Source organism: Mesorhizobium sp. C277A (genome assembly GCF_040324395.1).
In the GTDB taxonomy this organism is placed as follows: Bacteria; Pseudomonadota; Alphaproteobacteria; order Rhizobiales; family Rhizobiaceae; genus Mesorhizobium.
This window is the reverse complement of record NZ_JAMYVW010000002.1, coordinates 5,434,214-5,448,914: the sequence shown is the minus strand read 5'-3', so window position 1 is coordinate 5,448,914 and position 14,701 is coordinate 5,434,214. Positions and strand designations below refer to the sequence as shown.

Sequence of the window (14,701 nt, the reverse complement as noted above, 5' to 3'; positions counted from 1 at the left end):
GAATATTGCGTCGCGGATCGTGGTTTCAGGCGGCAAGGACGACGCTGTAGGGCACGCCGGCCACCCGGCATGCCTCGGCGACCGCCTGCCGGGCTCGCGCCTTGACTGCCTCTGACACCAGCACGCCATCGGCAAAGTCCTTGTCCGAGGCGTAGATCGCGGTCGGCAGGGTCTGCGCCTCGAAGAAGCCGAACAACGGCCGCAACTGATGTTCGACGACAAGCGAATGACGCTCGCCGCCGCCTGTTGCCGCCAGGATGATCGGCTTGCCGCGCAGCGACGACGGGTCGAGCAGGTCGAAGAAGTGCTTGAACAGCCCGGTGTAGCTGCCCTTGAAGGTCGGGGAGCCGACCACCAGCACGTCGGCGCCGAGCAGCTGCTCGATAATACCGCGCGCCGCCGGATCGAGATCGCCAAGCTGTCTTGCAGGCGCAAAGGACGGGCCGAGATCCTCGATGTCGAAAACGCTCAAAGCCGAGCCGGCCCGGCTCGCCACCTCACCGGCGATGTGGCTGACGAATGCCTTCGTCTTGGACGGACGGGTCAGGTTGCCGGACAACCCCACCACCAGCTTTTTTGACATCCGAGGCTCCTTCTCGCAACGCACTATCCGCATTAAGCCTACCGATTTTATAGAATTAAATGAGCGAGAAGATTTCAAAACCGGGCTCTGAAGCGAATGGAGTTTGCGGTACATCGCCTTTGGTTGGTTCATTTGGCCCCAAAAGCGCCGCGGCAGATGCTGACGCGGTCGCGCAGGGCATCGCCGGGGACCATGGCCTTGGTCCTTTGCGCACCGATGGGTATCGTCGCGAAACCGTCAAGGGCCGGCGGCATTGACACTGCGTTGTGTGAGTGTCGATTGAACCCGATCGCGTGGGCGACGAAGTAAGCAACTGGAATCAAAGAACAGGATGCGCGCATGAAGAAGATCGGCTTTCTTTCGTTCGGCCATTGGTCGCCCTCGTCGCAATCGCAGACGCGCTCGGCGTCCGACGCGCTGCTGCAGTCGATCGACCTGGCCGTCGCCGCCGAGGAGCTGGGCGCGGACGGCGCCTATTTCCGCGTCCATCATTTTGCCCGCCAGCTCGCTTCGCCGTTTCCGCTTCTGGCCGCGGTCGGCGCCCGCACCAGCCGCATCGAGATCGGCACCGCCGTCATCGACATGCGCTATGAGAATCCGCTGTATATGGCCGAGGATGCGGGTGCTGCCGACCTGATCGCCGGTGGCCGGCTGCAGCTTGGCATCAGCCGCGGTTCGCCGGAGCAGGTGATCGACGGCTGGCGCTACTTCGGCTACGTGCCGCAGGACGGCAAAAGCGATGCCGACATGGCGCGCAACCATGCCGAGGTGTTTCTGGACGTGCTGCGCGGCGAAGGTTTCGCGCAACCCAATCCGCGGCCGATGTTCCCCAATCCTCCGGGAATGCTGCGGCTCGAGCCGTTCTCGGCCGGCCTGCGCGATCGGATCTGGTGGGGCGCCGCTACCAACGCCACCGCCGAATGGGCGGGCAAGCTCGGCATGAACCTGCAAAGTTCGACGCTGAAGTTCGATGAGGGCGGCCAGCCGCTCCATATCCAGCAGGCCGAACAGATCCGCGCTTATCGCGCGGCGTGGAAGGAAGCCGGCCATACACGCGAGCCGCGCGTGTCGGTCAGCCGCAGCATCTTTGCGCTGGTGAACGACCGCGACCGCGCTTATTTCGGCGGCGGCAGCAGCGAAGATCATTTCGGCTATATCGAGCCTGAGAAGCTTGCCGTCTTCGGCCGCTCCTATGCCGCCGAGCCCGATGTGCTGGTCAAGCAGCTGAAAGAGGATGAAGCGATCGCCGAGGCCGACACGCTGCTTCTGACCGTCCCCAACCAGCTCGGCGTCGAGTACAACGCCCACGTCATCGAGGCGATCCTGAAGCACGTCGCCCCGGCTCTCGGCTGGCGCTGACAAGAGGCACCAGCCGTCGGGCAAAAAAGAGATAGAGCGTTTCGCCGGCAAACGGTGAAACGCTCAAGAGAAGAGGCGGCTAGGCATCCGCCTTGAAGGTCTGCTTCTGCTGGCCTAGCCCCTCGATGCCCAGTTCCACCACATCGCCGGGCTTCAGGAACACGGGCGGCTTCATGCCCAGCCCAACGCCGGGCGGCGTGCCGGTGGAGATGATGTCGCCGGGGTGGAGCGACATGAACTGGCTGAGATAGGAAACGAGATAGGCGACGCCGTAGACCATGGTCCTGGTCGAGCCGTTCTGCATCGTCTTGCCGTTGACCGTCAGCCACATTTTGAGGTTCTGCGGATCGGCAACCTCGTCCTTGGTGACAAGCCACGGCCCGGTCGGACCGAACGTGTCGCAGCTCTTGCCCTTGGTCCACTGGCCCTGGCGCTCGGCCTGGAAGGCGCGCTCGGACACGTCATGGGCAACGGCATAGCCGGCGACATAATCCAGCGCCTCGGCTTCGCTGACGTATTTGGCTTTTCTGCCGATGACCACGGCGAGTTCAACCTCCCAGTCGGTCTTTTCCGAACCGCGCGGGATCAGCACATCATCGTCGGGGCCGACAATGGCCGAGCTCGCCTTCATGAAGATGATCGGCTCCGGCGGCACGGTGGCGCCGGTTTCGGCGGCGTGGTCGGAATAGTTCAAGCCAATGCAGATGAATTTTCCTGTGCCGGCAACGCAGGCGCCAAGCCTCGGGCTTCCGGGTACGGCCGGCAGCGACTTCGGATCGAGCTTCGACAATGTCTCGAGCGACGCCGGATCGAGCGCCTTGCCGGCAATGTCGGTGACATGACCCGAAAGATCGCGGATCGTTCCATCCGCATCGAGCAGGCCGGGGCGTTCGCTCCCTATCTCGCCATAGCGCAGCAGTTTCATCTTGCTCTCCAAATTGCGGCCCAAGGCCGTTTTCAACTCACTCTGCCAAAGCGACGAGGACTGGCCGACTCTGGCTAACGGATCCGACCTGGGGCAAGCCGGACTTTAGGACTGGTCGACCCGGAACCTGCGTATCGAGACTATGCTCAGATCGACCAGCCGCCGTCGATATTATAGGCCTGCCCCGAGGTGTAAGTGGCGCCGGCGAGGTAGACGGCAAGGTCGGCGATTTCCTCGGGCGTGCCGAGACGGCCCATCGGCTGGCGGGCAATGAAGGCCGCCCGGGCCGCCTCGTAATCGCCCTGCGCATGCATGCGGTCCTGCAGCGACGGGCTCTCGACGGTGCCGGGGCAGATGGCGTTGCAGCGAATGCCCTTGGCGACATAGTCCGCGGCAACCGCCTTGGTGAGACCGATCACGGCCGCCTTGGAGACGCCATAGGCGAAGCGGTTGGGCACGCCCTTGCCGGCGCCGGCGACGGACGACATGTTGATGATCGAGCCGTCGCCGCGCTCCAGCATGCCGGGCAGTACGGCCCGAATGGTGCGGATCATGGCGCGGACATTGAGGTTGAAGGCGAAATCGAGATCGGCGTCCTTCATCTCGAGGATTGAGCCGGAATGAACGAAGCCGGCGCAATTGAACAGCACGTCGACGCGGCCGATTTCAGCGAAGCCCGATGTGACGGCATCATCGTTGAGGACGTCGAGCCTGCGGGTCTTGATGCCGGAGGTCTTGGCGAGTTCGGCCAGCAGCGCCTCGTTGATGTCGGTGGCGTGCACGACGGCACCTGCCTTGGCGAAGGCCAGAGCGCTCGCTCTGCCGATGCCTTGCGCCGCCGCCGTGACGACAACGACCTTGCCTGCCAGATCCGCCATGCGTTTCTCCTCGCCCTCTTTGGCCACTTCCCGGCCCGATTTAATGCGGGCTGACCAGGGCGTCCTGTGCCAGACAGGCGCGACTATGCGGCCTGCACAATCCATCAGTCAAAATAACAAATGTTTTTTCTGGTTAAAGAACACACGTCCGGGCGTCAAGCCCGAACGCGATCACCTTCGCGACGGCCGATGTAATGCACATCGCTTGCTCTGATGCAACAACATGTATGACAACCGGGCAACGAGTGACGCTGCCATGGTTCGCTCAAGCACAGCGCGCTTCGGCGGCATTAGTCGCCGTATGGCACCCAGACGTTCTTCACTTCGACGGCGCGGCGCAGCAGGGCATCGCCGGCGGCCTCGTCGGACGCCCAGTCGAGGCTGCGGCCGTTGCCGGTCCAGACGCGCTTGAGATTGCCGACGGAATCGGCCTCCGCTTTGGCGCAAGTGTCGGCATCGGCAAACAGCCAGAGCCCGTCGACATCGTCATGCTTGGCCAGCACGCCGGCAAGCTCCGCCGTGCGGCCGGTGACGATGTTGATGGCGCCTGCCGGAACGTCGGAATATTCGATCACCTGGTAGAGATCGGTGGCAAGCAGCGGGTATTTTTCCGACGGCACGGCCACCACCGTGTTGCCCATGGCAAGCGCAGGTGCGATCAGGGAGATCAAGCCGAGCAGCGGCGCGCTGTCCGGGGCGACGATGCCGAGGACGCCGACCGGCTCGTGCAAAGCGAGCGTGACGGCGCGGGCCGGTGGCTGATGCACCCTGCCCTCATACTTGTCGGCAAGGCCGGCATAGAGGAACAGGCGCTCGATCGATTGTTCCACTTCCTCCCGCGCGGCCTTGGCGTTGGCGCCGGTCAGTTCGGACAAGCGTGCGGTAAATTCGCCGGTGCGGCCGGACAGGTTTTCGGCGAGATAAAAGAGCACCTGGGAACGGTTGTAGGCGGTCGCTTCCGTCCAGGCCTTGCAGGCGCGGGCGGCGGCAACGGCGTCGCGGATGTCCTTGCGGCTGCCGAGACCGACTTCGCCGGCCAGCTTGCCCCTGGCAGTGGCGACAGAAAGCGAATAATTACCATCGGGCCGCACCTGCTTGCCGCCGATGAACAGTTTGGCCGTACGATCGATGGCGCCGCCATCCGATTGCTCGACGGGCTGCGCCGAAGAGGTCGCCGGCTTGATCACGGGACCAAGCGGCAGTTTTGCCGAGAGATATTCGAACATGCCCTCGCGCCCGCCCTCGCGGCCAAAGCCGCTTTCGCGATAGCCGCCGAAGCCGCAGGCGGCGTCGAACATGTTGGTGCCGTTGACCCAGACGACGCCGGCCTTCAATTGCGGCGCGACATGCAGCGCGAGATTGATGTTTTCGCTCCACACCGAGGCGGCCAGCCCATAGCGCGTGTTGTTGGCAAGCTCGATCGCTTCCTCGGTGTTGCGGAAGGTCATGGTGGCCAGAACCGGACCGAACACCTCTTCCTGCGCCAATATATTTGCCGGCGAAACACCGGTGGCGAGCGTCGGCAGGTGGTAGTAGCCGGAAGACGGCAGCACCGCGTCGGGCTGCCAGCAGACGGCGCCCTGTCTGGCGCCTTCGGCGACCAGACCCTTGACGCGGTCCAGTTGCGTGAAGTCGACCAGCGGTCCGATATCGGTGTTCTTGTCGAGCGGGCTGCCGACGCGAAGCCGGCTCATCCTGACCTTGACCTTTGCGATCAACGCGTCGGCAATGCCTTCCTGCACCAGAAGCCGCGAGCCTGCGCAGCAGACCTGGCCCTGGTTGAACCAGATGCCGTCGACCAGTCCTTCGACGGCGCTGTCGAGATCGGCGTCCTCGAAGACGATGAAGGCCGATTTGCCGCCAAGCTCCAATGACAGCTTCTTGCCCGATCCAGCCGTGGCTTTCCTGATGATCTTGCCGACCTCCGAAGAGCCGGTGAAGGCGATCTTCTGGATGCCGGGATGGTTGACGATGGCGACGCCCGCTTCCGGCCCGCCCTGGACGATGTTGACGACGCCCTTGGGCACGCCGGCACGCTCGCAGATCTCGGCAAACAGGATGGCGGTGAGCGGCGTGAACTCGGCCGGCTTCAGCACCACCGTGCAGCCGGCGGCGAGCGCCGGCGCAATCTTCCAGGCCAGCATCAGCAGCGGGAAATTCCATGGGATGATCTGGCCGACGACGCCGACACCCTTGTGGCCTGGGAAATCCTTGTCCAGCGCCTGTGCCCAGCCGGTATGATGGATGAAATGGCGGATGGCCAGCGGCACGTCGATGTCGCGGCTTTCGCGGATCGGCTTGCCGTTGTCGATTGACTCAAGCACTGCGAACAGGCGCTGATGACGCTGCATCGCGCGGCCAATGGCGTAAAGCACTTTTGCGCGCTGGTAGCCCGAGGATGCCGACCATTTCGGTAAGGCCCTGGTGGCTGCGGCGACGGCTGCGTCGATATCGGCGGCGCCGGCATCGGAGATCTTGGCCAGCAGCTTGCCGGATGAGGGTTCGCTGGTCTCGAAGGTCTTGCCGCCGCCTGCTGCCTTCCAGCCGCCGTCGATGAACAGCGCCTTGCCGAAATCGCGTCCGGCAAGCCAGGCATCGGCCTCGGTGCGGGCTTCCGGCGCCGGGCCGTATTCCATGGCGTGATAGCGTTCGAGAATGTTCATGACGCGCTCCAGATAATCGTCTTGGCAGGCGCTCTGTGGCGCCCCCCTCTGTCCTGCCGGACATCTCCCCCACAAGGAGGGAGATTAGCCTTCGCGCCTGTCGGCTCTGAAACGTCGACAATTGGCGAAATCGCCGACGTTAGCCAATCTCTCCCCAATCGGGGGAGATGTCCGGCAGGACAGAGGGAGGCGCGAAGGAACTCGACGTTCAAGGCCTTCTCCGCCTCACGCCATCGCGTGGCGGTGATTGGCCGAATAATGCCCGGTCAGATGGTGCTCGAGCTGGCGCTCGATGTCGGTGAGCAGGCTCGAGGCGCCGAAGCGGAACAGGTCTGGCTCCAGCCATGGCCGGCCGAGCTCCTCCTTCATCAGCACCAGCCAGTCGAGCGAAGCCTTGGCTGTAGAGATGCCGCCGGCCGGCTTGAAGCCGATGAGAAAGCCGGTCTCCTCGAAATAGGCTCGGATGGCGCGCACCATGGCGAGGCCGACGGGCAGCGTGGCGTTGACGCTTTCCTTGCCGGTCGAGGTCTTGATGAAATCGGCGCCCGCCATCATCGCCACCATCGAGGCCAGCATGACATTTCGCAGCGTGGCGAGGTCGCCGGTGCCGAGGATAACCTTGAGATGCGCATCACTGCAGGCTTCGCGCATCGAGACGATCTCGTTGTAGAGCTCCTGCCATTTGGCGCCGAAGACCAAGCCGCGCGGGATGACGACATCGATCTCGTCGGCGCCGTCGCGCACCGAAGCCTCGATCTCCTGCAGGCGGGTCGACAGCGGCGCAAGGCCGTGCGGGAAAGCGGTGGAGACGGCGGCGACATGGATGCCGGTGCCGCGCACGGCATCAACAGCCGTCGCGACGAAGGGATGATAGACGCAGACCGCCGCCGGCCGGATTTTCTCGCCCTCGATGCCAAGCCCCTCGACGATGTCGCGACGGAACGGGTTGATCGCCTTGGCGCATAGGCGGCGCACCCGCTCTTCGGTGTCGTTGGAATTCAGAGTCGTCAAATCCATGCAGGAGACCGCGCGCAGCAGCCAGGCGGCCTGGTTGTCAGCCTTGATCGAGCGCCGCTTTGTGAGGCTGGCGACCCTGCGTTCCAGCGCTGAGCGGTTGACCGAGCGCACCGATTCCATGAAGCCGAGATCGAGCCGCATGCCGGTGTTGCGGGCAATACCGTGGCTTTGCGGCACGGGCGTGTTGGCGGCCGCACGTGCCGGCAGCGGCGTGACCTTGGACGCGCCGAGATCGGCTTCGCGGATTGTGCTGCTCATCTCCTGCCCTTTCGCTCGACGATTTTACGTCGTGGTGCGTGTCGTTGCTCCCGGACTTGGGCGACACACACCGAAGATAGCCCGTGAATCGATGCTTCACGAGTCCTTCAAGGGCTCATAACGGAAAAAGGCGGCAAAAGCAGCTGAATTTTGACCACATGGTCAAAACGTCAATTCAAGACGTGGCGCCGAGGCGCCGGCTGATGTCAGCCGACGAAAGCGCGCTCGACGACGAAGGTCGAGGGATGGCTGAGCGAGCCCTCATGGAAGCCGAGGCTTTCGGCCATTTCCTTGACGTCCTTCAGCATATGCATCGAGCCGCAGATCATGATGCGGTCCGTCTCCGGATTGAGCTTCTCGATGCCGAGGTCGGCGTAGAACTTGCCCGAGCCGATCAGCGCCGTGATGCGGCCCATGCGCGCCGATTCTTCGCGGGTCGTCGAATTGTAGAGGGTGACGCGGCCGCCGGTCAGTTCGCCGATCAGGGGATCGTTCTCGAGCGCGGCCACCAGTTCCTGGCCATAGGTCAGTTCGGCATTGTCGCGGCAGGTGTGGGTCAGGATGACCTGATCGAATTTTTCGTAGGTATCGGGGTCGCGCAGAAGGCTGGCGAAGGGCGCAATGCCGGTGCCGGTCGAGATCATGAACAGGCGCTTTGCCGGGGTCAGCGCGTCGACAACCAGCGTGCCGGTCGACTTCTGGCGCATGATGACGGTGTCGCCGACCTGGATCTTCTGCAGTTCGGAGGTCAGCGGACCATCCGGCACCTTGATCGAGAAGAATTCCAGCTCCTCGTCCCAGGCCGGGCTGGCGACCGAATAGGCGCGGTACACCGGCTTTTCGGCATTGGGCAGACCGATCATGACGAACTCGCCGGAGCGGAAGCGCAACGACTGCGGGCGGGTGATGCGGAACGAGAACAGGCGGTCGGTGTAATGCTTCACCGAGACGACGGTTTCGGCATAGACATTGGCCGGAATCGGGAACTGCAGCGGACGGGCGCCGGCGGTGTTGAGTGCGGATGTGGTGTTCATCGATCCAACTCTGTCTTGCCCAAGCCACTACGCGGGCGCCAAACCGTTTCCTGCGCGCCCAGACCCTTCAGGTCCCGGCGTGCCGTTCACACACTCCAAAGCAGTGAGCTCTTGTGTCCCAAATTTATTAGTATACAAACGATATTTGTGTCAAGATACCACGCTAAAACAGCTTTCCAAACTGCGGCATATTCGTAGTTCCGCCATTTCGGATTTCGACAATGAAAGAGAATTTTTCGGTGCAACAACCGGATTCCCTGGGTCACGTCGTTGCCGGCATCGATGTCGGCGGAACCTTCACCGACCTCATTTTGATCGACGGCAAAGATGGCGGAAAGGTGCATATCGCCAAGACGCCCACCACCGTCGACAACCAGGCTTTCGGCGTGGTTTCAGCGCTCGGCGCCACCGGCTTTGCCATAGACGGCATCGACCTCATCGTGCATGGCACGACCACCACCACCAATGCGGTTCTGGAACGCCGGCTGGCGAAAACCGGCATGATCACCACGCGCGGTTTTCGCGACGTGATCGAGCTTGGACGGCGCACACGGCCGCAGCCCTATGGCATGACCGGCACCTTCGTTCCGATCATCCCGCGCGATCTCCGGCTCGAAGTCTCGGAGCGCGTCGAAGCATCCGGCGCGGTGCGCACCCCGCTCGATGAGACCGAGATGCGCGACGCCGTGAAGACGCTGATCGTGGCCGGCTGCGAGTCCCTGGTCATCCATTTCCTGCATTCCTACGCCAACCCTTCGCATGAGCGGCGCGCGGCCGAAATCGCCGCCGAGCTTTGGCCGAACGGCTACATCACGACTGGCCATGCGCTGCTGTCGGAAGCCCGCGAATTCGAGCGCGGCGTGACCGCCGCGGTCAACGCCTCGGTGCAGCCGATCCTCGAGCGTTATGTCGAGCGGCTGCGCAAGGAATTGGCCGCCAAAGGTTACGCCCGCGACTTCCTGATCATGAACGGCAATGGCGGCATGATCTCGGCCCGTTTCGTCACCAGGGAATCGGCCAAGACCGTGATGTCCGGACCAGCCTCGGGTGTCATCGCCGCCGCCTATACGGGCAAGCGCGCCGGCTTTGAAAACCTCGTCACCTACGACATGGGCGGCACCTCGACCGATGTGGCGCTGATCCGCAATGCGGAGCCCGCCGTCTCGAACGAGATCGAGATCGAATATGCGATGCCGATCCACGTGCCGATGGTGGCGGTGCATACGGTCGGTGCCGGCGGCGGCTCCATCGCCCGGGTCGATGCGGCCGGGCTGATCCAGATCGGCCCGGAAAGTGCCGGCGCCAATCCCGGCCCGATCTGCTACGGTCGTGGTGGACCCGAGCCGACCATCACCGACGCCAATCTGGTGCTGGGCCGGCTGGCGCCGAAGAAGCTGCTGGCGGTCGAAAATCCGGTCACCGTCGAGCGGGTCACCGGGATCTTCGAAGACAGAATAGGCAAGGCCGCCGGCCTCTCCGGCGTCGAAGCGGCGGGCGCGGTGCTGCGCCTGGGCAACATGAAGATGGCCGGCGCCATCCGCATGGTCTCGGTGTCGCGCGGCCATGATCCGCGTGATTTCGCGCTGTTCGCCTTCGGCGGCGCCGGGCCGCTGCATGCAACCGCGCTGGCGCGCGAACTCGGCCTGCCCCGCGTGCTGGTGCCGGCCCGTCCGGGCATCACCAACGCGCTCGGCTGCGTCGTCGCCGATCTGCGTCATGACTTCGTCAACACCATCAACCAGCCGGTCGCCGTGCTTGATGAGGCCCGGCTTCGCGAGGTGCTGGAACGTCACCGCGGGGAAGGCGAGGAACTGATCGGCAAGGAAGCGGTGAAGCCGGAAACGATCCGCGTTACGCACTCTGCCGACATGCAGTTTGTCGGCCAGACCCACATCATCAACGTGCCGTTGCCGTCTTCATCGGTGACAAGGCAGGAGTTGCAGGTGCTGTTCGAAAAAGCCTATTTCGCCCGCTTCAAGGTCGAGTTGCCGGAGATCCGCGCCAATCTGGTCAACCTCAACACGTCGGTGACGGGCGTGCGGCCGGCGATCGACCTGTCACGGCTGATCGACCCGGCCGGACGTACAAAGACGCTTGACGAGGCACGGCGCGAGATCAGGCCGGTCTGGTATGCCGGACGCTGGCACGATACGCCGATCTATGCGCGTGAAAAGCTGCCGCTCGATGCCGTCATCGAAGGGCCGGCGATCCTCGAACAGATGGATGCGACCACCGTGCTCGAACCCGGCGACCGCGCAAGATCGGACGCCGACGGCAACATCATCATCGATATCGGCGAGGCCTGAGATGCAAAAGCTCGACGCCATCACGCTTTCGGTCCTGCAGGCTGCCCTCCAGCAGGTCTGCGACGAGATGGATCTCACTTTCTCCCGCGCGGCCTTCTCGCCGGTCATCGCCGAAGCCAATGACCGCTCCGACGGCATCTACTCGGCCGTCGACGGCTCGCTGATCGCACAAGGCAGCCAGGGCCTGCCGGTGTTCGTCGGCGTCATGCAGTATTCGACCAAAACGGTGATCGAGATGATCGCCGACGGCCGCTGCCTGCCCCCGGAACCCGGCGACATCTACATCGTCAACGATCCCTATCTCGGCGGCACGCATCTGATGGACGTGCGCTTCGCCATGCCGGTCTATCGCGACGGCAAGATATTTTGCTGGCTATCGAATACCGGCCACTGGCCCGATATCGGTGGCTCGGTGCCGGGCGGCTTCTCCGCTTCCGCCACAGCCGTCGAGCAGGAAGGCCTGCGGCTGCCGCCGGTCAAGCTGTTCAAGAAGGGCGTGTTGGACACGGAAATCTACGCCATCATCTGCTCCAACATCCGCGTCGCCGACCAGCGCATCGGCGATATAAGGGCGCAGGCCGCCGCATTGCTGATCGGTCAGGACAGGCTCAATGGAATCCTCGATCGTTACGGCGACGAAACTGTTGTCGAGGCGATCGCCGAACTGCGTCGCCGCGCCGCCGAGCAGATGCGCGCCAACATCTCCGCCATTCCCGATGGCACATACAGTTCGAAGGCCTTTGTCGACTCGGACGGCGTGGTCAACGAGCCGCTGACCATCGCGCTCGCCGTCGACAAGCAGGGCGACACGCTGACCTTCGACTTTACCGGCTCGTCAAAACCATGCGCGGGGCCTATGAACAGCGTGCTGGCGACGACCTTGTCGTCGGTCTATCTCGCCATGCGCCATATTTTCCCTGATGTGCCGATCAGCGCCGGCGCTTTCGAGCCGCTGATCGTCAAGCGGCCGGAAGGCACGTTCCTCGACGCCAAATACCCGCGGCCGGTCTCGGGCTGCGCGGCTGAAGTCTCGCAGCGCATCGCCGAGGCGGTGTTCGCCGCGATGGTGCAGGCGCTGCCGGACAAGGTGACGGCCGCGCCCGCCGGCTCCAGCGGCAATTTCGCGCTGGGCGGCAACGATCCGGCGCGCGGCCGCGACTATGTGATGTATCAGATCTCCGGCGGCGGCTATGGCGGCAATTCAGGCCATGACGGCCTGACCAATGGCTGCTCGACCATCGGCATTTCCAAATCGCCGCCGGTCGAGATCATGGAGCAGGCGTTTCCTGTGCTCTACCGCCACTATGCGTTGCGCGAAGGCTCGGGCGGCGCCGGCAAGCAGCGCGGCGGCTTCGGCCTCGCCTATGAGGTCGAGATCTTGCGAGGCGAAGCGCGCGCGTCCTTCGTCATGGACCATGGCCGTTTCGGCCCGCAAGGCGCGCTCGGCGGCAAGGACGGCGCGGTCAACACGGTGACCGTGTTCCGCGACGGCGAGGCACATGTGCCGCCGCATCTGTCCAAGGAGCAGGACATCGCGCTCAAGGCCGGCGACCGCGTGCGCGTCGGCACGCCGGGCGGTGGCGGCTATGGCGATCCGCGTCAGCGCGACCCGAAACTGGTCGCCGAAGACATCAGGCTTGGTTACTACACCGATGAACAAGCCAAAGAGCTGTTCGGAACCTGACAGCCGACAGGCCCGAGCCGCGTCAGGTCTGCAGCTTGGCCTTCAGCGCATCGGCGAATTTCTGCGCGATCTTCTTGAAGCCGGCGGGATCGGGATGCAGTTCGTTGGCCCAGTCGGCCACCTTCAACGTTCCCTGCGTGTCGACCAGATGGAAATTGTTGTTGGGATCGTCGGCCAGGCGCTTCACCACATCGCGGAACGCCGCCAGCGCGTCGTGAACGATGACCGTGCCCTTGGCGACCGTCCAGTTGCAGAAATCGAGCGACGGTTTCAGCCACGGGCCGACACAGGACGGATGCGCTCCGTTCGGGATCGGAAAATCATAGCAATGGCCAAAGATCGGCACGCCTGGCGCGACGCGGTCGCGCAGCGCGAACAAATCGAGATAGCAGGCCTCGACCATGCCGAGCGCCTTGGTGAAGCGGTTCTTGTTCAGCCCGGGGGCGTGGCCGTCATTGAAGTCGAGGAAGATGCAGAACTGGTCGCCGGCAATGTCGTTGCCACCGGCAGAGAACAGGATGGCATCGGGCTTGCCGTCCAGCCAGTTGGCCTTGTTGCGCAGGGCGGCGATCATGCGCTGCTGCTTGGGCAGCGACATCTCGTCGGTCGCCGCATCGCCATGATGGGCAAGGTTGAGGATGGTCGGCGGCATCGAGCCGATGCGGCGCAGCTGCGCGATCACGTCGGTGTCGACGAACGGAAAGCCGTTGCCGGTGAGCGGATAGTCGAACCAGGAATCGCCCTGCGCCAGCATCACCAGCGGCCGGTTGGCGACGGCCGCCTCGAGATTGCCGGCGCTTTCCCTTGCGGTTTCGAGCCGCTCGATGTTGGCCTGGTGAACCTTGATGCGCTTGGCGATGTCGTCGTCTATGCGCCGCTGCGCGGCTTCCTGCACGAATTCCTGCTGGTCCATCCCCAGGTCCCTCCCACGACCGTCTACTTCCAGCTGAGCATGCGCCCATGTCCATGATCGGTCTGTAATTTAGATCACAGTAAGATTCCTGGGGAAGGACGGCTTGCCGCGCCGTGATCGCCGCAGAGCATGTCGTTTCCGTCTCCGTGGGGCCTGCAAAAGACCATAGACTTCTATCCTTGTTTTCGCGCAATTCCGGACGGGAAACCGCCAACACCTTCCCTGGAATTGCTTAGTCAACGGAGATCAGGAACATGCGTCTTTTCGGTCGTTTCGTGCTTGCCGCTTCCGCCGCCCTGCTGCTTGGGACCGGTGCTGCCTCCGCCGAGAAACTCAGGATCGGGACCGAGGGCGCCTATCCGCCTTTCAACTATGCCAATTCGGACGGCACGCTGGGCGGCTTCGACATCGACCTCGGCAAGGCGCTGTGTGCCGAGATGAAGGCCGAGTGCGAATTCTCCGTACAGGATTTCGATGGTTCCATTCCGGCGCTGCAGGCCGGCAAGTTCGACGCCATCATCAACATCACCATCACGCCGGAACGGGCCGAGAAGGTCGAGTTCACCCACAAATATTACCAGACGCCGCCGGCCATCGCCGTGCCGAAGGATTCGACCATCGCCGGCACATCGCCGGACGATCTGAAGGGCAAGGTGCTGGGCGTGCAGAGCGCAACCATCCACCAGAATTTCGCCGAGCAGAAATACTCCGGCTCGACCGTGAAAGCGTATCCGACCGGCGACGACGCCCGCACCGACATGGCCAATGGCCGGCTCGACGCGATGATGGACGGCTCGATCATCCTGACCGAATGGCTGAAGAAGCCCGATGGCGCCTGCTGCAAATTGCTCGGCACGCTCACCGCTGATCCGGCCATTCATGGACCCGGCGTCGGCATCGCCCTGCAAAAGGGCAACAAGGAACTGGCCGACAAGTTCAATGCCGCCATCGACGCCCTGCGTGCCAACGGCAAGTACAAGGAAATCAACGACAAGTACTTCGCCTTCGACGTCTACGGGGGTTAATCCCTCAGCCAACCCGACCTCGGCAGCGCCACCCGGCGCTGCCGTTTTCATGAGAT

At 63.5% G+C, this 14,701-nt stretch carries 11 protein-coding genes; 4 read left to right on the top strand and 7 right to left on the bottom strand.

Features of this window, described 5'->3' with window-relative positions:
• Window positions 1-25 precede the first annotated feature (25 nt).
• Window positions 26-583, bottom strand: a complete 558-nt coding sequence (gene msuE / locus NKK52_RS26955; protein WP_023683545.1) for an FMN reductase — start codon at window positions 581-583, stop codon at window positions 26-28.
• 339 nt (window positions 584-922) lie between these two features.
• Between msuE and NKK52_RS26950 the strand changes: the two genes are divergently transcribed.
• Entirely contained in the window at window positions 923-1,942 is a 1,020-nt protein-coding gene (locus tag NKK52_RS26950) for an LLM class flavin-dependent oxidoreductase (protein WP_023683546.1), read from the top strand.
• Between the two features lie 79 nt (window positions 1,943-2,021).
• On the opposite strand, the gene NKK52_RS26945 is transcribed toward NKK52_RS26950, so the two are convergent.
• From NKK52_RS26945 to NKK52_RS26925, 5 genes are all read right to left on the bottom strand, one after another.
• Window positions 2,022-2,867: a fumarylacetoacetate hydrolase family protein gene (locus NKK52_RS26945; protein WP_023683547.1), complete on the bottom strand. Its 846-nt coding sequence runs from the start codon at window positions 2,865-2,867 to the stop codon at window positions 2,022-2,024.
• Window positions 2,868-3,013: 146 nt separating this feature from the next.
• Window positions 3,014-3,745, bottom strand: a complete 732-nt coding sequence (locus NKK52_RS26940; protein WP_023683548.1) for an SDR family oxidoreductase — start codon at window positions 3,743-3,745, stop codon at window positions 3,014-3,016.
• Window positions 3,746-4,035: 290 nt separating this feature from the next.
• Window positions 4,036-6,408 (bottom strand): aldehyde dehydrogenase family protein, encoded by a 2,373-nt coding sequence (locus NKK52_RS26935; protein ID WP_023683549.1) that lies wholly within the window; start codon window positions 6,406-6,408, stop codon window positions 4,036-4,038.
• Window positions 6,409-6,633: 225 nt separating this feature from the next.
• Window positions 6,634-7,683 carry a deoxyribose-phosphate aldolase gene (deoC, locus tag NKK52_RS26930; protein WP_023683550.1) on the bottom strand — a complete coding sequence of 350 codons (1,050 nt, stop codon included), beginning with the start codon at window positions 7,681-7,683 and terminating at the stop codon, window positions 6,634-6,636.
• A gap of 206 nt (window positions 7,684-7,889) precedes the next feature.
• On the bottom strand, window positions 7,890-8,717 hold the full coding sequence (locus NKK52_RS26925; protein ID WP_023683551.1) for a ferredoxin--NADP reductase: 828 nt from the start codon (window positions 8,715-8,717) through the stop codon (window positions 7,890-7,892).
• 221 nt (window positions 8,718-8,938) lie between these two features.
• Between NKK52_RS26925 and NKK52_RS26920 the strand changes: the two genes are divergently transcribed.
• Together NKK52_RS26920 and NKK52_RS26915 are read left to right on the top strand one after the other, a co-directional pair.
• Window positions 8,939-11,023, top strand: a complete 2,085-nt coding sequence (locus NKK52_RS26920; RefSeq protein WP_352630234.1) for a hydantoinase/oxoprolinase family protein — start codon at window positions 8,939-8,941, stop codon at window positions 11,021-11,023.
• A 1-nt stretch (window position 11,024) separates the two neighbouring features.
• The gene (locus NKK52_RS26915) at window positions 11,025-12,707 is read left to right on the top strand and encodes a hydantoinase B/oxoprolinase family protein (RefSeq protein ID WP_023683552.1); all 1,683 of its coding nucleotides are present in this window, start codon (window positions 11,025-11,027) and stop codon (window positions 12,705-12,707) included.
• Between the two features lie 22 nt (window positions 12,708-12,729).
• On the opposite strand, the gene NKK52_RS26910 is transcribed toward NKK52_RS26915, so the two are convergent.
• A complete protein-coding gene (locus NKK52_RS26910; RefSeq protein WP_023671297.1) occupies window positions 12,730-13,620 on the bottom strand; it encodes an SGNH/GDSL hydrolase family protein in 891 nt (296 codons plus the stop codon).
• A gap of 254 nt (window positions 13,621-13,874) precedes the next feature.
• Between NKK52_RS26910 and NKK52_RS26905 the strand changes: the two genes are divergently transcribed.
• Window positions 13,875-14,645, top strand: coding sequence for an ABC transporter substrate-binding protein (locus NKK52_RS26905; RefSeq protein ID WP_023683553.1), 771 nt, complete (start codon window positions 13,875-13,877; stop codon window positions 14,643-14,645).
• Window positions 14,646-14,701 lie beyond the last annotated feature (56 nt).

Excerpts from the sequence above, each read along its gene's own strand:
- NKK52_RS26935 (WP_023683549.1), bottom strand. The coding sequence starts at position 6,408 with ATGAACATTCTCGAACGCTATCACGCCATGGAATACGGCCCGGCGCCG.
- deoC (WP_023683550.1), bottom strand. The coding sequence starts at position 7,683 with ATGAGCAGCACAATCCGCGAAGCCGATCTCGGCGCGTCCAAGGTCACG.
- NKK52_RS26940 (WP_023683548.1), bottom strand. The coding sequence starts at position 3,745 with ATGGCGGATCTGGCAGGCAAGGTCGTTGTCGTCACGGCGGCGGCGCAA.
- NKK52_RS26905 (WP_023683553.1), top strand. The coding sequence starts at position 13,875 with ATGCGTCTTTTCGGTCGTTTCGTGCTTGCCGCTTCCGCCGCCCTGCTG.
- NKK52_RS26925 (WP_023683551.1), bottom strand. The coding sequence starts at position 8,717 with ATGAACACCACATCCGCACTCAACACCGCCGGCGCCCGTCCGCTGCAG.
- NKK52_RS26945 (WP_023683547.1), bottom strand. The coding sequence starts at position 2,867 with ATGAAACTGCTGCGCTATGGCGAGATAGGGAGCGAACGCCCCGGCCTG.
- msuE (WP_023683545.1), bottom strand. The coding sequence starts at position 583 with ATGTCAAAAAAGCTGGTGGTGGGGTTGTCCGGCAACCTGACCCGTCCG.
- NKK52_RS26910 (WP_023671297.1), bottom strand. The coding sequence starts at position 13,620 with ATGGACCAGCAGGAATTCGTGCAGGAAGCCGCGCAGCGGCGCATAGAC.
- NKK52_RS26920 (WP_352630234.1), top strand. The coding sequence starts at position 8,939 with ATGAAAGAGAATTTTTCGGTGCAACAACCGGATTCCCTGGGTCACGTC.
- NKK52_RS26950 (WP_023683546.1), top strand. The coding sequence starts at position 923 with ATGAAGAAGATCGGCTTTCTTTCGTTCGGCCATTGGTCGCCCTCGTCG.
- NKK52_RS26915 (WP_023683552.1), top strand. The coding sequence starts at position 11,025 with ATGCAAAAGCTCGACGCCATCACGCTTTCGGTCCTGCAGGCTGCCCTC.